Genomic DNA, 22,356 nt, shown 5'->3' on the forward strand with positions numbered 1-22,356 from the left:
AATTGTCTAACTATACTTTATCAATAGCACACGAGTTAAACAGCAATTGTTTGACTAAAATACTAAAATTATGGCTGAGCAAACAACCCACTACATGGTGATATGAATGGCAAAATCGTCTGGAAAGCGCTTTATGAAATTGGCTGGCATGACAGCAAGCATTGCCGGCAAAGCAGCTAAAAACTCATTTAAGCACCTCTCAAGTGACGAAGAAAAACGTTTGCAAGCACGCTCAGAGCTGATGCAAGATGTGGGCATTCAGATAGCCGAAACGTTGGGTGAAATGAAAGGCGCGGTGATGAAAGTCGGGCAAATTGCCTCACAATATAAAGACGTGTTCCCACCAGAAGTAGCGACAGCGTTAGAAAAGCTGCAAAAAGATGCGCCGCCCATGCCCTATGCGCAGATACGTGCACAAATTGAGCGCGAGCTTAAAGCGCCTGTCGCAGAATTATTTAGCGAATTTGATGAAACACCGTTTGCGGCGGCTTCCATCGGTCAAGTGCATAAAGCCGTTTTGCCATCTGGTCAAAAAGTGGTGGTTAAGGTCCAATATCCTGATGTCGATGAAAACTGTGATAGTGACCTCAAACAAGTACGCATGGCACTAAAAATTGCGGGTGTGCTCAATATGAGCAAACAGTTGCAAGAGCAACTATTCAACGAGATTCGCCAAAGTTTACATGATGAATTGGACTATATTAAAGAGGCGCATAACTTACGAGTGTTTGGCGCATTTCATGCAGAAGACAAGGGTCTTATCATTCCTAAAGTCATTAGCAGCCACTCTTCTAAACGGGTTTTAACCCTAACAGAAGAGATGGGAGAAACCCTAACCGTCGCGGCGACTTGGGACAATGACATCAAACAAGACATAGCCAAGCGCCTGTTCCACTTTACCGCAGGACAACTATTTGGCTTATACCGTATGCACTGTGATCCACATCCCGGCAACTTTGCTTTTCGCAAAGATGGTAGTGTGGTGGCTTATGATTTTGGCGGCATTCGTAGCTATAGTGACAGCGAAGTTCAATTGTTCCGCCGTTTTGCTAAACATGCCATTAAAGGAGATGTGACTGCCCTTGAGCAGGACCTCATCGCTCTTGATATTCGCCGTGATGACGATAAAAATATCCCCGGAGAGTTTTATGAGAAATGGCTATCCATTGGGCTAAAGCCTCTGTCTATTCAACCTTATCAACAAGGCGCTTTTGATTTTGGTCAAAGTCAGGTTCATCACGAAGTCATTGCTCAGATGCGGACGTCGTTGAAGTACTTTGGTCAATTCCAACCTTCTGCAACCACCATGATGCTAGATCGCACAGTGTCAGGACAATACTGGAACTTGGTCAACCTCGGTGTTGAGATTGACTTATCACCGCTCGTTAGTGAATACATTGATGTATAACGATATAAAATATAGAGTGTTAAGAAAGCAGACAACGCACAAACACGGCTAAATATGCAAAGCGTGTCCACAACGATCACAGAATTCTGCTGCAATGGCATGACCGAACTTGCCACAATTAGGACAGGTGACGGGATTGAGTTGCGGACGCATATTACGTGCCAGCTCAGAAGTAAAAATCCCCGTTGGCACTGCAATGATCGAATAACCCGTAATCATGACCATGCTCGCAATCGCTTGACCTAACGGCGTTTTGGGTGACATATCACCGTAACCGACCGTGGTCATGGTGACGACTGCCCAGTAGATAGACAGCGGAATACTGGTAAAGCCATTTTCAGGGCCTTCTACCACGTAAATAATCGAGCCGAAAATCGTGACCAATAATACCAGCGACAAAAAGAATACCGTGATTTTTTGCTGACTGGTTTTAAGCGCCGACGCCAAAAATCCCGCTTGTTGCATATAAGCTTTGAGCTTGAGTACGCGAAACACACGTAAAATACGCAAAACCCGTATCACTAATAGATACTGTACCCCCACAAACATGAGGCTTAGGTAACTTGGCAGCACAGATAATAAATCGACTACCCCAAAAAAACTAAAGACGTAACGCACGCGGTTGGGTGCTGAAAACAACCTGAGCGCATACTCTATCGTGAATAAAATGGTAAAAAACCATTCAGCATAGAAGAATATAGTGCCATATTGCAGGCGCATGTATAGCACACTGTCAAGCATGACCACAGCCACACTGGTCAAAATCGCAATCAATAATACAATATCAAAAAGTTTACCCAAACGGGTATCTGTGCCTTCAATAATAATATGAATGCGGTTGCGCAGGTGGGTAATGGCTTCAGCCGTCGGTTGCTTCATATAGTCAGTAGTATCGAGTCAGTAGCGATATAAAATTAATGGCTTGATGGCAACCAATGATTTAAAATACGCTGGATAAGGCCAAGTTAGTCAAAATAGATAAAATTGGTTTATAATATTGCTCACAGGTCATATGTGAATACAATCACTAAGTTGCCACAGTGTAGCAAAAAAGCACTCTCAACAAAATACAAATCGTTAACGTGTCGGTAGCTCTGTTGCTTCGTTACTTCAAAGAGATAGTGCAAGCTATATCATAGAAACAGGTGATCTGAAGTGTGTCATCATGCAGATTGAAAAATCTTAAAATGTATAAATACTCTTATTCATGACACACTCATAGTAAAAGATTGTTATTAAACACTTGTTTTAAGCACAATAAATAATACGCAAAACTTAAGGATGTTATATGGCAGGCCATTCAAAATGGGCAAATATTAAACACCGTAAAGCCCGTCAGGATGCGGTAAAAGGTAAAGTATTCACTAAAATTATTCGTGAAATTGTCTCTGCTGCCAAGCAAGGTGATCCTGACCCTAACAAGAATCCTCGCCTACGTGCTGTCATTGAAAAAGCCCTATCTGTCAATATGACGCGAGACACTATCAACCGTGCAGTAGCTCGTGGTACAGGCGGTGATGACAATGACAATATGGACGAAGTAAACTATGAAGGCTATGGCATCGGCGGCGTCGCTGTACTTGTCGAAACCTTGACTGACAATCTTAACCGAACAGTCAGTGAAGTACGCCACGCCTTTACCAAAAACGAAGGCAATCTGGGTACTACTGGCTCGGTCGCTTATCTATTTAATAAGCGCGGTGAAATCATCTTTAATGATACAAGCCTAGAAGATGAAGTCATGCTAGTGGCATTAGATGCAGGCGCGCTTGATATCGAGAATGATGGTGAAAGCTTGCTCGTCATCACTGAATGGGAAAATTTCGGTCACGTCAAAGATGCGCTTAATGCTGCAGGTTTGGTCTCTGACAATGCTGAAGTGACCATGGCACCGTCTACCAGTGCTGAAATAGACAATGTCGATGACGCACTAAAAGTCATGAAAATGATTGATATGTTAGAAGATATCGATGATGTGCAAGAGGTTTATAGCAATGTAAACTTTTCTGCTGACGTAATGACCCAACTTGAGCAATAGTTTTATCCCGCAACCCTTTATGTCTCACACATCAAAAAGCCAAACGTTTCAAACGTTTGGCTTTTTTTGTTTAGCAATATGTGACGAACGCTTCGCTCCTACTAGGTTTTGCAAGTGACACCTTCAAGCGCTAGCAAGTATGTTTTCTTATCTAGTCCGCCTGTATAGCCACCAAGCTTGCCATCGCTAGCAATGACTCGATGACACGGAACAATAATGCTAAAAGGGTTTTTACTATTAGCATTAGCAACCGCGCGAAACCCTTTGGGACTAGCGACATTTTGTGCCAGTGTCGCGTAGCTTATTGTTTCGCCATAGCCAATATCTTGTAACGCTTGCCAAACTCGTTGCTGAAACTTGGTTCCTAAGCTTATATCTAATGGCAAATCGAATGCCTGACGATCACCTTTAAAATACGATTTTAATTGCGCTATAGTCTCTATGAGTAGCGCTTGGGCAGGCTCATTTTCGCTTAGGCTATCTTCATTGATAAGCGTAAAGCTCTGATCGACAAGCCCATAGTGTTTCTTAAGTTTGGGAATGGATTTTGAGCTATGCCAAGAGTCACCTGCTAGCAGCCAATTGACTTCTACCAGCTTAGGGCTACTATGCTCATTGACACTCGCAATTAACGTTAGCTGGTGTGCGCCAAAAGCGGCTGTGGTGACTATCATGATGCTTCCTTTCAAATGATGATATTTTCAAAAATTGTTCATCGACTAAAATGATCTATTAAAATGACCTATCGAGCGCTACTCTTTATCATCGGTCTCAAATAAGGCGGCGACAAATTGTTTTGGACTAAAGGCACGTAAATCATCGATCGATTCACCGACCCCAATATAGCGAATAGGCACATCTGTCGTTTCGGCAATATTAAAGACCACACCACCTTTTGCAGTGCCATCTAGTTTGGTAATGGTAATACCGGTTAATGGTACGACTTTGTTAAAGAGTTCTACTTGATTAATCGCATTTTGACCCGTGCCAGCATCGAGGACAATCATACCTTCGTGCGGTGCGCTTGGATCAGCTTTACGCATGACGCGTACCACTTTTTCAAGCTCTGCCATCAGGTGGGTTTTATTCTGCAAGCGTCCAGCAGTATCAGCGATTAATACATCGATATTTTTTGCTTTGGCAGACTGCATGGCATCAAAGATAACAGAAGCACTATCAGAGCCATGACCTTGAGCGACGACTGGAATATTATTACGCTCACCCCAAATTTGCAGCTGTTCAGTCGCGGCAGCGCGGAAGGTATCACCAGCCGCCAACATGACGGATTTGCCTTCACCTTGTAAGCGCTTGGCAAGTTTACCAATCGTCGTGGTTTTACCGACACCGTTGACACCCACAACTAAAATCACAAAAGGTTTTTTGCTGGTATCAATAATGAGTGGTGCGACTTTTGGCGTTAAAATATCAACCAGTTCAGTTTGCAACGCTTTATATAATGAATGCGCATAAATCAAATCACCACGGTCTGTCTGATCGGTCAGACTTTTGATAATACGATTGGTCGCGTTGACACCGATATCGGCGACCAACAGTTGGTCTTCAACTTCTTCCAATAGCTCATCATCAATCTCTTTGCCACCGATCAAAATACTGACCATACCTTCGGCAAGATTTTTACGCGACTTACTTAGCCCCGTTTTCATGCGGTTAAACCAGCTGCCTTTTTTCTTATTTTCTTGCAGCTCTGTAGATTCGATTTCTGGTTGAGTGGTCGCTTGTACAGCACTACTCGCAGGACTGACATTTGGGCTATCGCCAAGCTGCTCTTGTAGTGGCATGGTTGGGGCAGTAGAAATAGTGCTAAGCTTAGTATCAATATTTTTATTATTATCGTTATCAGCTGAGGAAGCGCTTATAAAGCTCTCAGAGGCATTTTTAGACGTGCTTTGCTCTTCTGTCCTCACAATTGGCGCACCCAAAGCAATGTTTTGTGCCGCACCAGCACTTGAGACATCTTTGTTTATCGTGCTGTCTTTTTGCTGATCTTCGATGCTTTGATCATTGGGCGCTTGGATAGAGCCTGCATCTTCTTTCTCATCGATAATGGGCACAGATTGCGAAGGCAGACTGGGTAAGGTAATATCATCGTCATCTAGGTCATCAAGATTGCCATCGAGATTAATGATTACACGACTGCTATTATTGGAGTTATTCATAAGCTTGCCCTAAAAGTTATCACGGTCAGTTATTTGATTATTTTAAATGGGTTGGTATGTAGTCATGTTTTTGCCATGGGTCATGACACACGGGAGTCAATTTTTAGCCTAGTTTATCATAATTCGAGTTGTGCTCAGACCTTACCATCATAGCCTATCGTCAATTTTTGCAAATCTGGCAAGTCATACCATCTATTTAGAAAGTTTCGCTTAAGATTTGGCAACAAAAATCTGACCTTACACATGCTAAACTTCGCCTACTCTACCAGAGTTTATTGTAGAACAAGCCTTATTCCAAAACTTACCAATTACTTCACTATCGCTCACTCAACCCTCATTTTTAGGAATTATCTATGCCATCACTATCTAATACTGACAAAACGTACGGTAAAAAAGCAATCAGCATCAGCGCAGCTTTATTAGTAGCGACACTGGTACTATCCGCGACAGGCTGTAATACCACCCAAGAATTTAAGCCAACAGCCAGTGTGATGGTTGGGGCACATAAATCTTTATAAAACCTGCTATCTATCGCTAGTATTGAGAGTGTTCTAACCACTGATCAATTTACAAGTTGCCATTTTATATAAGTAGAATATACCATGCCACTGCCTTTATCATCGTCGCCCTTACCTACCGCCTCTCTACGTCTTGCCTGTGCCTTAGCAATAGCAACGACTCTTGCTGCTTGCCAAACCAGTACTATCAACGCCAACACATTGTCGACTGCTCAGAAGCCAGTCATTGAAAATACCTTGGGTAAAGATGGGCTAAATACCGCTAAATCAGGTCAAGACATTCAGCCCTCATCAGCATTGACCATGGATATGTCAGGTCGACACGAATATCAATTAGAAAACGGTCTAAAGCTAGTGGTAAAAGAAGACCATCGCGCACCTGTGGTAATGACTCAAATCTGGTATCGAGTTGGGTCAGCAGATGAGCCACTGGATAAAGGGGGCATCTCGCATTTGCTTGAGCATATGATGTTTAAAGGCACTACTAACGTTTCGAGCGACGACTATGAGCGCTTGATTGCTAAATTTGGCGGCGTCAATAATGCGTTTACCAGCTACGACTATACGGGCTATTACGAGCTATTCCCTGCCAACCGCTTTCCTTTGGCATTAGAGCTAGAAGCGGATCGTATGAAAAACCTACTGTTTAATGAGCAGGAATTTACCAAAGAGCACCAAGTGGTCATGGAGGAGCGCCGCCAACGCACTGATGATAATCCACTTGCTAAGGCTTATGAGTCATTTCGCTTATTGGCGCTTCCGAATAGTCCAAAAGGTGAATCCGTTATTGGTCCGATGGATGAGCTTGAATCCATTACCCTTACAGATTTAAAAGACTGGTATAAAACATGGTACGCACCAAACAATGCAACGTTAGTCATCGTTGGCGACGTTAAACCGCAAGAGGTATTGGCTCAAGTCAAACGTTACTTTGGTGAGCTAACACCTAGCGATCTACCTAAACGTCCTGCCGTCAGTCAAAAAGACTTCCGTGGCTATCAACAAGTCGACTCCGAGCAAGCCGTACAAGTACCAGTATTATTAATGGGTTATAACGTACCCAGTCTCGTCACCGCTGGCGCAGCTAATGAAAAACAAGCTTATGCGCTCTCACTTGCTCAAGATGTATTAGACGGTGGTCTCTCTGCCCGCCTTGAAAGTCGATTGATACGCGAGCAAGGTCTACTGACCACAGTGGGCACTTCATATGACTTGCTAGATCGTGGCGATGGACTGTTTTTGATACAAGCGACTCCACGTGAAGGTGTCAGCTTAGAGCAAGCACAACAAGCCATTATGGCTGAAATAGAAAAGCTCAAAACCGATCCCATCGCCGCCGATGAAATCGAGCGTGCCAAAATCAATACGGTCACAGGGCTCGTCTATGCGCAAGACAGTATGGAAGGTCAGGCGCAGATGATTGGCTCATTACAGTCTATCGGTCTTGACGATACGCTGCTTGCTGAATTGCCCACCAAACTCGATAGCGTGACGATTGCTGACATACAAGCTGCTAGCAAAAAGTATTTGGTAAAGGACAATTTAACAGTGATGCATGTCATCCCACCTAAAGACCAAGCAGCGACAGAGAAATAATCGTGTCGTGTTAGCTCTTTATTCGATACAAGCGCCAATCATAAAGACCTTATTTATAAGAAGAAAACCATGACTCAAAATAGTGATTTGTTGCAAAATAGAAAAAAAGCTTATAGCTCAATACCATCAGCAACCGCCACCATGCAAAAACTGTCGCATCTTAGTGTTGGCATCTTGCTAGGTCTAACAACGTTGACGATGACAGCACAAGCAAACACAACAGGTGCTGAAGAATATCGTGGCTCTTCGGCAGTGGATACCAGCGCACCGATTGCCGCACTATCAAAGCTAACTAGCCTTGACGATGATAAACCGTTAACCGTTACCATCCCAACGATTCAGCAGTTCAAAACCAAGGCAGGCGTTCCCGTACGTTTTGTACAAACAACAGCCTTACCGATTGTCGATATCGACTTGCGTTTTAACGCTGGTAGCGCCCGTGATGGCAGTATTAGTAACACAGGCTTTGGTATTGCTAATATGACTGCCACTATGTTGACGCAAGGCTCTAAACGCTTAGACGAAAATGAATTTACTCGTGCTGTTGAAACCTTGGGCATCAATCTAAATAGTAGTGCTTATAAAGACATGTTTATTGTGTCGCTACGTAGCTTATCTGATGATAAGCATCTACTTCCAGCCGTTGATTTAATGACTCAGATGCTCAGCGAACCCGCTTTTGACGACAGCATCCTAGCACGTAATAAAGCACGATTATTGGTGGGCTTGCAGCAGCAAAAACAAGATCCCAACAGCCTTGCTAGCATCGCATTTAGCGAAGCATTGTATGGCGAGCATCCTTACGCCCATCCATCAGCGGGTACGCTTGAAAGCGTTCCTACTATCAAAAAGCAACAGCTAATAGATTTCAAGAACCGCTACTTGGTCGCAGCAAATGCCTCTGTTGCCATCACTGGTAACCTAACCTTAGAGCAAGCAAAAAAACTTGCGGAAGATATCACTAGCAAATTACCGAAGGGTCAGCCTGCAACTGAGCTGCCTGAACCAAAACCACTGAGCCAAGCCAAGCACATTCATATTCCCTTTCCAAGTACTCAAACCACCGTACTCATGGGACAATTGGGAGATAAGCGCGCCACCGATCCCCAGTCTCAGCAGAAGCAAACCAACTTTGCGGTTGGTAATGAGGTACTTGCGGGCGGTGATTTTAATGCGCGACTCATGACTGAGATTAGACAAAACTTGGGCTACACTTATGGCATATCAGGCTCTATGAATCCCATGCTGGCACGAGGACCGTACCAAATCGGTTTTTCAACGCGTAATGACAAGGCGCGCGCGGCCATTGATGCCAGCTTAGCCGTCATCAATGACACTTTAGAAAAAGGTATTACCAACACTGAGATGCGCTTAACGACGGACAATCTTAAAAATAGCTTTCCGATGGGTTTTGCGAGCAATGCGGGAATTAATGGCTTACTTGGGATGATGAATTTTTATCAATTACCAAACAGCTATCTGACTGATTATGTCAAACGTGTTGACCAAGTACAGTTATCAGAAGTCAATCAAACCATGCGAGATACCCTTAAACCTGATGATTTTCTGATTGTCACCGTTGGACAAGAGAATCCTTGGAAAGATAAAAAGACCAATAAATAGCCGCACAAAGAAATGCTAGGCAACACTATTTAGTATTGCCCAGCATTTCTTTATAGATTGGCACTCTTTATAAGTGGTAATAAATTATGAATAACACTCTAATTATGAGTGGTAATAAAAGTCGATAGTGGGTTGTTCATACAAAAAAATAATGCTCTTAACCAGAAATAGTCACTGCCACGTCATACATGAAATTTTCAGGCTTATAAGTTGCACCATTATAGGTCAATCGAATCACGTGCTTGTCATAAGAGTCTACTTGATAATCACCATTGGCGAAGTCATGCAGGGCTGGCACTATCAGTAGCGCTTCAATTTGACTGTCGTTAATGCTAACCGAGATTTGCTGACCACTGCGTGGGTATAAAAAATAATCACAATGATTATTCACCATCACTTCTGCAGTACGCTCAACGACCTGACTGCCTATTTCTTCTTGTATGAGTTTTGGACAGATATCTGAGCGCTTTGAAGCCAGCCGAGCGTAAGAGTTCTTAATATTATCTTCAATATCTTCAACGTCCTGTAAGTTTCTGTCAGGATCAGTAGCGGAATCTTCTGCCGTTAGAGAGCCTTGTTCAGAAAACGTTTCTGGGCTACAAGCACTGATCAATAAAAGAGAGAGCAAGACCGAACCAAACAAAGCTATATACGTGTTATTTGATTGCAAAAACGCTTTTTTTGGCTTATCAGACTTATGTATCTTCACCATCGTTGAATACCGCTTCTTCATAAATCCTACTTACAATAGACGCTATATGATTTCATAAACTAAATGATCATTAACCATAGTTTTTTAATACTAAACTATTCATCATTCAGCGCTGCCTTTCATCAGTATTATTATAGCGCTTTTACTCTACTTTAATTCGCTCTGGTTTATATTTATTTGATTTTTTGATAGATCATAAATGACTTAATAGCGGCACGAAGATGAGCTGCTGGCGTGATTGAAGCCCCATTTACGGTAACCATCCGTGTCTAGATGTATCGCACCCGTAGCATATAGCCCTAAACCAAAATTATGAGATTGCCCCTGATATTGCCAAAACTGGCATAAGCCATCTTGCATCGTACTGAGCCGCCATAAGTTATCTTCATACTCTGGCACCCAGATGTCGATAGCACTGGCATTCATATGCTTGCTACTATCGGCACCGCCTGCACAGTCATTAAGACCAGGACTGCGATATACCGAGCGTATTTCACTACTGATGGGTAGAATTCCTTGATGCTTCAATTCGCCATACAAACGTAATGTCGGGACGATATTTGCCCATAACTCTTGCGGTGGCAGCTGATAAGGCTCATAACCACATTTGCTCCAGCTTCGCGCTGTTGTGAGCAACTGCGACATAGGCGGTACATTGTGTGCGCCTACCCGCGAATTTAGGTAGCGTTGAAAATCTGCTACTTGCCTAGCACGGTAGCTATTGCTATTCAACCACGCGTTAAAATCCATACTAATAGAATCAGTATAAGTACTATTGTAAGTATTGTTCGCAGTGCTGTAGCTGTTATTACTGTAAGTTGTATTATAAGCAGGCGCGCGCCGATTGACATTCATGCGCTTATTTTCTTCAATAGACAGACTGTCATCGAACTCAAAATCACGCTGCTTTTGAGCAATCAATCCTTGCATGCTATCGCCACTCAGCATGGTAACGCCAGAATTATAGCTTGTAGTATTCGCCGAAGGTCTGATGTGAGCGTTACTGCTACTACCTTGACGTACTTGGATACGGCGCTCACTATTGTCGCTGATAATAGCGGCATGAACAGAGATGCTACTGGCACACATGAGTAGTGCAAGCATAGGCTTGTGAATCTGCCCATAAGAATATTTTTTTGTATTGGTCATTGCAACAAGCTACCGCTAAAAACGTTTTATCGATACTATCAAATTTTCAGCAAGCAAGCTAAACTATCGCCTCTAATCAGAGGCGTGTTATTGGTAATTAACACTTATCCTTATAATTTTTATAATTATGTGACTTTATTTCTTATGTGTTACTTTATCTACGATATTTTACTTGCATAGATATGGATATGGTGCGATTACCTTTAAATGTTGATCTGATTTGAAACTTCCCTCTTACCTCAATTGCCAGACACACTTTGCCTATGTCTTCTAATCCGCAATACCGTTTTTCACGTCAGAGCCATCATTTAGGCCAAGGCCATGCACCATCGTTATGGCAGCGTATACATATCGATCCATGGTTAACCCTTCTCTTATTGACGGTTTGCTGCATCGGTTTGACAATTTTATATAGTGCTGCCGGTCAAGATGTCGGTATGGTATTACGTCAAATGGTCAGCTATAGTGTGGCCTTTACGGTTATGTTTATCATGGCACAGATACCGCCTAGCCTTTATCGCACTTTTACACCCATCTTTTATGTAATGGGATTAATTTTATTGGTATTGGTCGATATTATCGGTGAAGTACGTATGGGTGCTCAGCGCTGGATTAATTTACCAGGGTTTGGCAGCGTGCAACCCTCAGAATTTATGAAACTTGGGATGCCAATGATGTGTGCTTGGTTTTTATCCAAGCGTGATCTACCGCCCTCTCTATCTAGCATTGTCATTACCTTAGCCTTAATCATCGTCCCTGTATTATTAATTGCAAAAGAACCTGATCTTGGGACGTCGCTATTGGTGGCAGCCAGTGGTATTTTTGTGCTTTTTTTGGCAGGGTTGTCTTGGCGATTGATTTCAGCTGCCGCCATATTAGCGATACCGCTTATTGCGATTGCTTGGAATTTTCTATTACATGATTATCAGCGTACCCGTGTCTTAACACTGCTCAATCCTGAAGCCGATGTACAAGGGGCTGGGTGGAACATCATTCAGTCAAAAACCGCCATCGGTGCGGGTGGACTCACTGGTAAGGGCTATTTAGAAGGCACGCAGTCGCATTTACATTTTTTACCAGAAGGTCATACTGATTTTATTATCGCGGCTTTTTCAGAAGAGTTTGGCTTGTTGGGCGTGATTTTATTAATGTTCATTTATTCCTGTTTGCTCCTGCGCGCCTTATACATCGCTTTCACCCATCCTGATGTATATAGTAGATTACTAGCGGGTGCAATTGCCATGTCTTTCTTTGTTTATGTGTTCGTTAATGTGGGTATGGTTGGTGGTATTTTACCCGTCGTTGGCGTTCCTCTGCCCTTCATTAGCTATGGCGGTACTGCGATCGTTACCTTGATGGCAGGATTTGGACTACTTATGTCGATTCACACTCACAAGCCCAATTGATGCAAAGTTACCAGTGATTCTCTAATGAACACTCCAACTTTACCTTAATGCTATTCATGTTAAAAACCAAAGAACACAGGCTATATAAAAGTTGTAAGGCGGATGAACCAGCCAATTAAAGCCTTTATTTAGAATGTTGTCACATGCAAAATGGTTGAAAATAAATATAAATCAACAACAAACTAAGGGTTTCTAACAAATTTTATTGTTTCATCATTTTATGGCAAGTCCTATAAATTGCCATAAAAATCCTCCTATCTACTTTTAATAATAAATACAAGCCATTGATTTAATTTAAATAATTAAAAACACCCTCATATTTCGTCTCATTAAAATACTTCGTTGCCAATTGGTACTGATAGATTTTAATCCTTGTTTTTTACAAATAATTGCGTTAACCTCGTTTTACTGTACTTTGATACATAACCCGTACATAGCTACTAATAAACTTTGCATTTAATTATATTTTGGTTGTAGCTCGTACGTATAGTTAGCGAATTGTAGATTCCAAGCTTTCAAATACACTACTTAATTAACGGTTTAATAACAAAGACACACGTAAGGCCTTCTAAAACCTTTATTAATTTAGCAATGTTAGAAAGTTTGTAAATAGCACATATAGCGAATTCGGTACTCAACCTTTGTATTCAGATTGGGTATTCTACTAATATCGTTAGCTGTCATTTGAGCGTTTCATAAGTATCTTTGGTCGTATTATCCTGACCCGCTTATGATAATAAAATGAAAAATTACCATACCTTAAAATCTATAAAAGCCACGTTTAGTATCAATAATTATATGAAAAAAATATTGATGATGCGGCTTTAGAGTTTGTGACGCTGTTAGATTGGTCTAACATTGCCATGCTCAGTCTAGAACTATTAGAGTTAGATTTTAAAGTATAAGTTATAGAGGTATCTATGAATAAGCGTTTATCTGGTTTACTTACCATGTCAGCAATATTGTTTGCTGGCTCCGCGGTTGCTACTAATGCAAATGCTGTAGAAGCCAAAACCTCTCTTGCGATGATTTCACAAGATAACGCCTCCCATATCGATCGTGTACTTGGTGAGCTTAGCCGTCAACATGATGGCGCATCAAGTTTGGTGAAGTCAGCACGTCAACCAACCTCGTTGGCACTTAGCAGCTCACTGTTAGCCAGTGACACCTCTCAACTGACCAATGATGAAGATGTATTAGAGCGTCTGACAGCCGTAGCCTCTAACTCGGTCAGTAAATTCAAGCAAACAGGCCTAGCCTCTTGGTATGGTCGTAAATTCCATGGTCGTAAAACAGCCAGTGGTGAAACATTCGATATGAATGGTTTGACAGCGGCGCATCGTTCACTGCCATTGAATTGCTATGTTAAAGTCACGAATAAGACCAATGGTAAAAGCGTCGTGGTAAAAGTGAATGATCGTGGTCCATTCCATGGTAACCGTGTGCTAGATTTGTCTTATGGTGCTGCCAAAAAACTCGGTATTACGGGTAAAGGTGTGGGTAATGTTGCTATTGAGCGCGTTTCAGGACCATAATTCTAAAAAAACAGTCTATTTGTATTAGACTATAAAAAGCGCCTAACACTGATGTGTTAGGCGCTTTTTTGTGGTTTCAGTTTATTGTATCCATTAAGCTACAGATAAAGCTGTAGCGCCTAGCAATAACTTATAAAACAAGGTGTAATCAAAATGATTAACCCTTACACCTTACAGTTCAAATGCACTCTCAATGGCATCATCGAGACGTTCAACGGCAATCACATTGATGCCTTTAAATTGAGGAGCATCCTTAGCAGGCGCATTGGCTTTTGGGATAATGGCATGCTTAAATCCATGTTTCATCGCTTCCTTTAAACGTTCTTGACCGTTCGGTACAGGACGGATTTCACCCGATAATCCCACTTCACCAAATACGGCCAATGACGATGGCAAGGCTTTTTCTTTAATGCTTGAGGCACAAGCCAACAATACTGCTAAGTCAGATCCCGTCTCTATAACCTTGACACCACCGACGACGTTGACATACACATCTTGTCCGCTGGTATGAATACCGCCATGACGATGCATGACGGCCAGCAGCATGGACAGGCGCTGAAAATCCAATCCTAATGCCATTCGTCTAGGTGAGCCTTGCGAATCATCCACTAACGCTTGTACCTCCACCAACAAGGGTCGTGTGCCTTCGCGGCTGACCATGACGACAGATCCAGCAACGGGTTTGTCATAGCGACTCAAAAATATCGCTGATGGATTGGCGACCTCTTTCAGTCCCATATCTGTCATACCAAAAATACCTAATTCGTTGACGGCACCGAAGCGGTTTTTGACGGCACGAATCATCCGAAAGCGTGAGTCTGATTGACCTTCAAAATATAAGACCGTATCAACCATGTGTTCAAGAACGCGCGGCCCTGCGAGCGTGCCTTCCTTGGTCACGTGACCCACTAAAAATAGCGCGGTGCCAGTCTGTTTGGCGTAGCGAGTCAAGATAGCCGCAGACTCTCGAATTTGACTGACGCCGCCAGGTGCAGAATTGATTGCATCCGTATAAATGGTTTGAATAGAGTCAATAATAGCGATGGCGGGCTGCTCTTGAGTCAAGGCGGCACAAATAGTCTCTACATTGGTTTCGGCCAGTACGCGTAATCTATCGGCCGGTAAATCTAAGCGCCTAGCGCGCATAGCAACCTGTGCCAATGATTCTTCACCAGTCACATACAAGGCGCTACCTGCCAACGAGTCGGCACGTGCCATATTAGTCGCAGTTTGCAGCAAAATCGTCGATTTACCGATACCAGGATCACCGCCGATTAAAACGACTGAACCAGCAACCAATCCACCACCAAGTACACGATCAAACTCACTAATACCAGTTGGTAAGCGTGTGTCTAGCGTTACGCTCACGGCATTGAGCGGCATGACCGCACTATGCGTACCTGAATAATTTCCTGCTGGTGCACCGCCTGATTCACGAGGTGCCGATCTATTTGCTACTGGTTTAGAAACGTTTTTATTGTGATGCGGCATGCTCACATTTGGTGCTTCGACCAAGCTATTCCATTCACCGCAATCGGTACATTGCCCTGCCCACTTGCCAAAATGCGCGCCGCAATGCTGACAGACATAACTGCTCTTATTTTTTGCCATAACGTATGAACCTTATTCAAGTGTCCAACCAAGATTAATTGATAAAATATCGTGACGCTCTGATAAGCGTTAATTTGAGAATAATTTTTGAGATAAATTAGCCATCAGTATGATGGACTAGATCTTATAGAAGAGGTGATGCTAAATGTGATGAATAGCTAGATATAGGAAAATTAGCAAGCGCTGTCTTGAGCACTTAATGGAAATTATAAATCTAACAGACAGCGTAAATAGTAGTGCGAAAAACACATTGAGATATTAGGGGTGTATTGAACATTTAAAAATACGCAGAGCTAATCGATGCGCATTTAGCAAAAAAATGTATTCGAGACAAGTACAATGTTCAACACATCCTCATTTATACGTGAAAGTCTTTACCCAAATAAACGGCTTTCACCAATTCATTTTCTAACACTTCACTAGAAGTACCCTCAGCGATAATAGCACCTTCTGAGACGATATAAGCTTTCTCACAAATAGCCAAGGTATCGCGAACGTTATGATCAGTAATCAAAACACCAATACCACGATTTTTGAGTGTCAAAATAACGTCTTTGATATCACCAACAGAGATAGGATCCACGCCTGCAAATGGCTCATCTAATAAAATGAATTTTGGGTCAGCCGCCAATGCACGGGCAATTTCACAGCGACGACGCTCACCACCTGATACGCTCATGCCTAATGATTTTCGTACATGCTCTAGATGGAATTCACCGATTAGTTTTTCCAGCTCTTGCTTTTGCTTGCTTTTACTCAATTCTTTGCGAGTTTCTAAAATAGCCAAGATGTTGTCTTCGATAGACAATTTGCGAAAGATAGATGCTTCTTGTGGTAAGTAACCAATACCCGCACGCGCACGCTCATGCATGGCATATTTAGACAGATCCATTTTTCCTAGAGTGACACGGCCTTTATCCATATTGACCAACCCTACCACCATATAAAAGCTGGTTGTCTTCCCTGCACCATTTGGACCTAATAAACCAACGACCTGCCCTTGTTCTACGGAGAAAGAGACATCTTTCACAACCCAGCGCTTACCATAGCGTTTGCCTAGATTTTGCATTGATAGTCGCGTCGCAGGTGCTGCGTTATTGTTGGTTACCAAAGGGTTTGTATTCTTATTATCACTCATAACTTACTCATACGGTTGCAGAATTCAAGCACTAATACACTAAGGGGTGTTGATACAGTTACATTAACCATTCAGATTTTTAGCGGATGCTACTTTGGCTACCATTACTACTGGGCGGAAACACCAACTCTACGCGCTGATTACCGCCAGCAGTTGCTTCAACATCACCAGCTTTTAGGCTATAACGAATGACATTACCCGCAAAACTGGCGCCATTTTGAACCAACTTAGCATTACCCGTCAAAGTAACAATACCAGTGACCGCATTATAATCAATCTTATTGGCTTGACCTTTCGCCAGCCCTTTTTCTTGTGTGACCACCTGTTGCATGGTTGCAGGGCGTCCGGTCGCTACTGCCGAGTTGATACTGCGACCCTGTGATAGGTTGACCGTAATGTTATCAGCGGTCATTTTAAACGTACCTTGAGTGATAATGACACTACCCGAGTAGCTGGTAACGCCTGTACGCTCACTATAGGTCGCTTTATCAGCCAATAGTTTGATTTCTTGATTGGCATCTGATGGCAGCGCATGACTGTAAAGTGGTAGTGCCAGCAGCATAACCGTTGGCAGCACATGTAATTGACGCAAGCGGCACGATGTTAGATTAAAGCGTGCTAATGATGAGCGCAAAGTAGGCAAAAATTTAGATGTCATAAAAATCACTCGTTTTATAATGGGTAGTAGGATTTGCAAACTTTATGCTAGCTGCTATTTTTATTACATAGTCAATAAGAGTTATTGCGATCAAAACAATGCTTTATCTTGGCGTTCAGCTGGAGTAAAAGCGACAGCAACTTGACCAAACTCATATTCACCGGTCTCAAGGTTGGCGGTCATGCTAGAAGCTTCAAACCGATTCATGCCTTGTTCAATCTTAACAGGCGCGTCACTATATACTTGCCCTGATTTAGTATTGCCTTTAAGGATACTACCTGTCACCTTTATCGGTTCAATATCTGGCGCGTCTTTATTACCTTCACTGACCAGTGAAAAGCCCCCTGACAAGCTGAGTTCACCCGTCTGCTGACTGATAGCAGCACTACCCGCTTCAATACGATAACGCTGCTCTGCCGATGGCTCCCAATTCATAGTGATGCCTGACATCTCGTCTAAATTGGTCTCTGGATTGTGCGTCAATGTTTTGGCAGTCAGCTCATACTCAGTTTCGCCTTTCTCATTAGTTTGTACCGCTTTGATATCTGTTGCTTCATAATCAACATCGGTCGCTTCCATGCTAACTGGCGGCGCTATCTCTCCTTGCTGTTGAAAAAACCAACCTGCAATACCAGCGATAATCAAGGCAAGAACTATTAAAACACGAGTATTCACGACAAATTATCCTGAGTTTTTGCTGCATCAAGCGTATAGTGCGCGATGAAGTCTTGATAGTGTCCATGACCTTTCAAAATGAGGTCACATACTTCACGTACAGCGCCAGTGCCACCTGCTCGGGTAGTGACCATGTCACTGCGATTGATCACTTCAGCATGCGCATTGGGTACTGTTGCAGCAAATCCAACGGTCTGCATCGCTTTAATGTCTGGTAAATCATCGCCCATATAAGCGCAATCAGCAGCCGTGATATTGAGCGCTGGATCAAGTATGGTTAGTAGCTCATTTAAAGCAACCAGCTTGTCATCACGACCTTGCACCACATAATTAACGCCCATTTCCGCGGCGCGCTTATCTACCATGGCACTGCTACGACCTGTAATAATAGCCGTCAAAATGCCATAACGTGCTAACGACTTAACGCCTACGCCATCATGGACAGAAAAGGCCTTGGTCTCGATACCATTGGCATCATAGATAATTTGACCGTTTGATAAAATACCATCGACATCCATTATTAACAGCTTTACTTGTCCAGCTTTTTTGATTAAGTCTTGCATCATGTCCCTCTTTCTTAAGGCTATTCTTTACATTTTATTGTTATAAATCGATACTGTGCGAATCTATACTGTATAAACCGATATCTTTATTAATGCTATTTATTTTACACCAGCTTGTAGCAAATCATGTACCGTAATAATTGCTTCTAAACGATCTTGGTCGTCAATAATTAGCAACTGGCTAATACCATTTTCATTCATCACACTGAGCGCATCTGATGCGCGCATGGTCTTACTAATGCGCCGTGGATTACTAACCATTACTTCAGCGATCGGCGTTTGCAAATCGATGCCTTTTTCTAGACCACGGCGTAGGTCTCCATCTGTGAATACCCCAACCACCTTATCATTATCATCGGTCACCACCGTCATTCCTAAGCGCCCAGCAGACATAGTAAAAAGCGCTTCTTGTAGTGGCGCTTGCTGATGAATGAGCGGCAAATCTTCTGACTTAGTATGCATTAAATCTTCAACTCGCGTTAGCAGCTGACGACCCAATGCGCCTGCTGGATGCGATAATGCGAAATCTTCTGAGGTAAAGTTGCGCGCATGGACTAAGGCAACGGCCAATGCATCGCCAAGCGCTAAGGTCGCCGTGGTACTGGAAGTAGGAGCAAGATTAAGTGGACAAGCCTCTTGCGATTTACCGAGCGTCAGCACAATATTCGCGGCACGAGGCAACATACCGCGCTTATCACGGCTAATACTAATCAGTGGAATATTTAGGTGTTTGACCACTGGCAGCAGCATCTTAATCTCGTCGGACTCACCAGAGTTAGAGATAGCAAGCAGTACATCACCTTTTACCAACATGCCTAAATCGCCATGCCCAGCTTCACCAGGATGCATAAAAAAGGCTGGCGTGCCAGTAGAGGCAAACGTCGCCGCTATTTTACGCCCAATCAATCCTGACTTACCCATACCAGTGACCACGACGCGACCCTTACAAGCCAAAATAATATCGCATGCTTGTGCAAACCTATCGTCTATCTGCTCTGTTAGTAAAGCCAATGCCGATATCTCAGTGTTAATCGCTTCGATAGCCTTACTAATAAACTGCTCATGGGTTAGATTGATTTGGGTATTACTCATGGATTCGCTCTATTTTATAATGAATCAATACTGTATTTTACTATACTATGCCCAATATTAATAATAATCTACGAAACCAATCGCTAACAACTCGGCACGTCATTTTAGACCATTATTATACGTTTATTTATACAAAAAAAACCCACTATAAAAAGCAGGTTTTGATCGGATAAATCACGTATTAGTACTGCACCTTCGATAATGAATCTTGCTCTCTAATCCTTGCTCTCTAACCCTTGTTATCATTAGATCCATCATTTGGCTTTTCCTCAAAACCCGTATTATCTGCTGGGTTTTCGAAACCACGGTCTTGACCAAAACCGCCACGCTCAAAGCCACGCTCCTGACTCTGACCAAAGCTACCACGCTCAAAACCACGATCTTGGCCTTGGCTAAAACCGCCACGATTAAAACCACTGCGATTAGACGCAAAGCCGCGTTCTTCAAAGCCACCTGTGCTAGCAGGATTACTACCGCGTTCAAAGCCACCACCTTGATAACCTGCTGGAGCAGCGCTTTGCGGTTGAGTGCTCGTACCTGTCGTTGTCGTACTGCTGCGTGGATTACGTGCCGGCACGACGGTTGAGATAGCGTGTTTGTATACCATTTGACTGACAGTGTTTTTGAGCAATACCACGTACTGATCAAATGATTCAATCTGACCTTGCAGCTTGATACCATTGACCAAAAAAATAGAGACAGGAATGCGATCTTTGCGCAGCGAGTTCAAAAACGGATCTTGTAAAGTTTGTCCTTTTGACATGAGAGCTCTCCTAAATATTATTAATTATGTTTTAGTGCCAATTATTTTAAGTGTTAATTTAATTATAATGGCTAACGGCAGATACAATAATAAATTTTCTTTATAAAACGTATCTAAATAAACGCTGATTGTTCTTAAGTGATTCCACTTTATCGCGAATACATTATTATTGTAAATAATTAAGTAACTAGTTGTTTCATTAGTTATTTTTATCAACAAACGTCAATTAATATTGATTAAAAACACAGTTAGGCTAGTATTACACCTACTATTTTGATGAATTTAAATTATAACAGCTATCTACGATATAATTTGATACTAATTGTCATTACTTTCTAATAGTTGCATAGAGCTTTTTGCAATACTATATTTTTAGTACACAATATTGTATTTATAAGGTACTAACTCATACCATATTTTGAGGCAATTTATCTCATTTTTATCACCATTTTTAAAATGAGGACACGCCCTAGTATCATTGATAGATTTAATATAAATAGTCTCTTGCCTGCACCATGGTGGTGAATGCTTTTAGCACCATATTGCGGCCTATAAAATAGCCTTCCTCGCTAGAGGTATCGGCTGTTATCGCCCCATCCATGGAATTACTAGGCAATTGCATGACTTTGCGTAACCATGTGTACTGGCGTTTTGCCAATTGTCTTGTCGCATATAATGCCTTATTTTGCATTTGCTGACAAGCAAGTGCCTCGGTCGCACCATCAGATAAACTTGATTGAGCTGAAGACTGGAGCACTTCAAAAGCACTGTAAAATTGCGCTTTGTCTAGATGAGGCTGTTCAAATACTGGGTGATCGATATGTACTAGGTATTCTAGTACTTGTCGATAACCAACGCAGCGCATAGATGGTAGATTTGGTGTTAAAGGATAGCGCTCCAGCAGATCAATGACCTCAGTCACCAACCCGTCATTCCACATGATATCTAAACGTTGCTCGATACGTGTATGCAACCATGGACGATCAGGCATGACTGTCAATGCATGCCATTGCTGATTGGGATTATTTGCCAATGCCTTCTTAGGCTTGCGCTGCCAGTCACTGATAGGGATATCAGTTTGCAGATAAACTTCAACTGCTCGGGTGATGCGCTGAGTATCAGTCGCATTAAGGCGCTCATGGCTGATCGGATCTATCTCACCCAAATAGTCGTAAAGCGCACTAATGCCTTCATCTTGCCGCCACTGCTCCACACGTGCGCGAACACTATCATCACTATCAGGTACTGGAGATAGCCCGTCTAGCAGCGCCATGTAATACATCATAGTACCGCCAACTAGCAAAGGTATTTTGCCATTCTCGTGACAGCTATCAATCAAACGGGCAACGTCATTCACAAATTCGGCGACGCTATAGCTCTGCATAGGATCGATAATATCAACCAAATGATGTGGATAACGCGCCAACTCAATAGTGGTTGGTTTTGCCGTACCGATATTCATATCACGATAAATCAGCGCTGAATCTACTGACATTAGCTCATAACGCCCTGTATCATATAACTCATAAGCCAGTGCAGTCTTGCCACTTGCTGTCGGCGCCATCAAACACACCACGCTATTATCTGCTAAATTGGCGTTTAGGCGATAAGATGAGCTGTCAGATGAAAGTTGCATAGGCTTGCCTTTATTAATGATATTAGTAGCAATAAATAACTTTGAGCGGTGTCATCGC

Annotated in this window: 19 protein-coding genes and 1 pseudogene; 7 read left to right on the forward strand and 13 right to left on the reverse strand. The window is 42.6% G+C overall.

Annotation, left to right across the window (positions count from 1 at the left end):
* Nucleotides 1-106 precede the first annotated feature (106 nt).
* The gene (locus tag C8D84_RS03165; RefSeq protein ID WP_109589986.1) at nucleotides 107-1,408 is read left to right on the forward strand and encodes an ABC1 kinase family protein; all 1,302 of its coding nucleotides are present in this window, start codon (nucleotides 107-109) and stop codon (nucleotides 1,406-1,408) included.
* A 48-nt stretch (nucleotides 1,409-1,456) separates the two neighbouring features.
* On the opposite strand, the gene C8D84_RS03170 is transcribed toward C8D84_RS03165, so the two are convergent.
* On the reverse strand, nucleotides 1,457-2,287 hold the full coding sequence (locus C8D84_RS03170; RefSeq protein ID WP_045446426.1) for an ion transporter: 831 nt from the start codon (nucleotides 2,285-2,287) through the stop codon (nucleotides 1,457-1,459).
* Nucleotides 2,288-2,696: 409 nt separating this feature from the next.
* Here C8D84_RS03170 and C8D84_RS03175 point away from each other — a divergent pair, with 409 nt between their 5' ends.
* Nucleotides 2,697-3,446, forward strand: a complete 750-nt coding sequence (locus C8D84_RS03175; RefSeq protein WP_109589988.1) for a YebC/PmpR family DNA-binding transcriptional regulator — start codon at nucleotides 2,697-2,699, stop codon at nucleotides 3,444-3,446.
* Nucleotides 3,447-3,547: 101 nt separating this feature from the next.
* Here the strand turns inward: C8D84_RS03175 and C8D84_RS03180 are convergent, their stop codons facing one another.
* Together C8D84_RS03180 and ftsY are read right to left on the reverse strand one after the other, a co-directional pair.
* Nucleotides 3,548-4,120: a methylated-DNA--[protein]-cysteine S-methyltransferase gene (locus tag C8D84_RS03180; protein ID WP_109589990.1), complete on the reverse strand. Its 573-nt coding sequence runs from the start codon at nucleotides 4,118-4,120 to the stop codon at nucleotides 3,548-3,550.
* 78 nt (nucleotides 4,121-4,198) lie between these two features.
* Nucleotides 4,199-5,110 carry a signal recognition particle-docking protein FtsY gene (gene ftsY / locus C8D84_RS03185; RefSeq protein WP_228244446.1) on the reverse strand — a complete coding sequence of 304 codons (912 nt, stop codon included), beginning with the start codon at nucleotides 5,108-5,110 and terminating at the stop codon, nucleotides 4,199-4,201.
* Between the two features lie 866 nt (nucleotides 5,111-5,976).
* Here ftsY and C8D84_RS13725 point away from each other — a divergent pair.
* From C8D84_RS13725 to C8D84_RS03195, 3 genes are all read left to right on the forward strand, one after another.
* On the forward strand, nucleotides 5,977-6,141 hold the full coding sequence (locus tag C8D84_RS13725; RefSeq protein WP_157908393.1) for a hypothetical protein: 165 nt from the start codon (nucleotides 5,977-5,979) through the stop codon (nucleotides 6,139-6,141).
* Nucleotides 6,142-6,225: 84 nt separating this feature from the next.
* Nucleotides 6,226-7,737: a M16 family metallopeptidase gene (locus C8D84_RS03190; protein WP_109589994.1), complete on the forward strand. Its 1,512-nt coding sequence runs from the start codon at nucleotides 6,226-6,228 to the stop codon at nucleotides 7,735-7,737.
* Nucleotides 7,738-7,806: 69 nt separating this feature from the next.
* A complete protein-coding gene (locus tag C8D84_RS03195; RefSeq protein ID WP_109589996.1) occupies nucleotides 7,807-9,360 on the forward strand; it encodes a M16 family metallopeptidase in 1,554 nt (517 codons plus the stop codon).
* Between the two features lie 157 nt (nucleotides 9,361-9,517).
* Here the strand turns inward: C8D84_RS03195 and C8D84_RS03200 are convergent, their stop codons facing one another.
* On the reverse strand, nucleotides 9,518-10,093 hold the full coding sequence (locus C8D84_RS03200; protein WP_146192879.1) for a hypothetical protein: 576 nt from the start codon (nucleotides 10,091-10,093) through the stop codon (nucleotides 9,518-9,520).
* Nucleotides 10,094-10,276: 183 nt separating this feature from the next.
* Entirely contained in the window at nucleotides 10,277-11,221 is a 945-nt protein-coding gene (locus C8D84_RS03205; RefSeq protein ID WP_109590000.1) for a D-Ala-D-Ala carboxypeptidase family metallohydrolase, read from the reverse strand.
* 263 nt (nucleotides 11,222-11,484) lie between these two features.
* Here C8D84_RS03205 and rodA point away from each other — a divergent pair, with 263 nt between their 5' ends.
* On the forward strand, nucleotides 11,485-12,627 hold the full coding sequence (gene rodA, locus C8D84_RS03210; protein ID WP_109590002.1) for a rod shape-determining protein RodA: 1,143 nt from the start codon (nucleotides 11,485-11,487) through the stop codon (nucleotides 12,625-12,627).
* A 1,193-nt stretch (nucleotides 12,628-13,820) separates the two neighbouring features.
* Nucleotides 13,821-14,162: pseudogene (locus C8D84_RS14010) on the forward strand (septal ring lytic transglycosylase RlpA family protein); the annotation flags it as partial.
* Nucleotides 14,163-14,333: 171 nt separating this feature from the next.
* On the opposite strand, the gene radA reads toward C8D84_RS14010, so the two are convergent.
* From radA to miaA, 8 genes are all read right to left on the reverse strand, one after another.
* Nucleotides 14,334-15,773, reverse strand: coding sequence for a DNA repair protein RadA (gene radA, locus C8D84_RS03220; RefSeq protein WP_109590006.1), 1,440 nt, complete (start codon nucleotides 15,771-15,773; stop codon nucleotides 14,334-14,336).
* Nucleotides 15,774-16,131: 358 nt separating this feature from the next.
* The gene (gene lptB, locus C8D84_RS03225) at nucleotides 16,132-16,911 is read right to left on the reverse strand and encodes an LPS export ABC transporter ATP-binding protein (RefSeq protein ID WP_109590008.1); all 780 of its coding nucleotides are present in this window, start codon (nucleotides 16,909-16,911) and stop codon (nucleotides 16,132-16,134) included.
* A 79-nt stretch (nucleotides 16,912-16,990) separates the two neighbouring features.
* Nucleotides 16,991-17,569, reverse strand: coding sequence for a lipopolysaccharide transport periplasmic protein LptA (gene lptA / locus C8D84_RS03230; protein ID WP_045452840.1), 579 nt, complete (start codon nucleotides 17,567-17,569; stop codon nucleotides 16,991-16,993).
* A 90-nt stretch (nucleotides 17,570-17,659) separates the two neighbouring features.
* Nucleotides 17,660-18,244 (reverse strand): LPS export ABC transporter periplasmic protein LptC, encoded by a 585-nt coding sequence (gene lptC, locus C8D84_RS03235; RefSeq protein ID WP_045446404.1) that lies wholly within the window; start codon nucleotides 18,242-18,244, stop codon nucleotides 17,660-17,662.
* The gene (locus tag C8D84_RS03240; RefSeq protein WP_060491184.1) at nucleotides 18,241-18,807 is read right to left on the reverse strand and encodes a KdsC family phosphatase; all 567 of its coding nucleotides are present in this window, start codon (nucleotides 18,805-18,807) and stop codon (nucleotides 18,241-18,243) included. The genes lptC and C8D84_RS03240 overlap by 4 nt, the downstream gene beginning before the upstream one ends.
* 99 nt (nucleotides 18,808-18,906) lie before the next feature.
* A complete protein-coding gene (locus tag C8D84_RS03245) occupies nucleotides 18,907-19,899 on the reverse strand; it encodes a KpsF/GutQ family sugar-phosphate isomerase (protein WP_109590010.1) in 993 nt (330 codons plus the stop codon).
* 229 nt (nucleotides 19,900-20,128) lie between these two features.
* Nucleotides 20,129-20,662, reverse strand: coding sequence for an RNA chaperone Hfq (hfq, locus tag C8D84_RS03250; RefSeq protein ID WP_109590012.1), 534 nt, complete (start codon nucleotides 20,660-20,662; stop codon nucleotides 20,129-20,131).
* A 487-nt stretch (nucleotides 20,663-21,149) separates the two neighbouring features.
* The gene (gene miaA, locus C8D84_RS03255) at nucleotides 21,150-22,298 is read right to left on the reverse strand and encodes a tRNA (adenosine(37)-N6)-dimethylallyltransferase MiaA (RefSeq protein ID WP_109590014.1); all 1,149 of its coding nucleotides are present in this window, start codon (nucleotides 22,296-22,298) and stop codon (nucleotides 21,150-21,152) included.
* Nucleotides 22,299-22,356: the final 58 nt, after the last annotated feature.

Origin of the sequence: Psychrobacter immobilis (assembly GCF_003148585.1) — a bacterium.
Lineage (GTDB): Bacteria > Pseudomonadota > Gammaproteobacteria > Pseudomonadales > Moraxellaceae > Psychrobacter > Psychrobacter immobilis.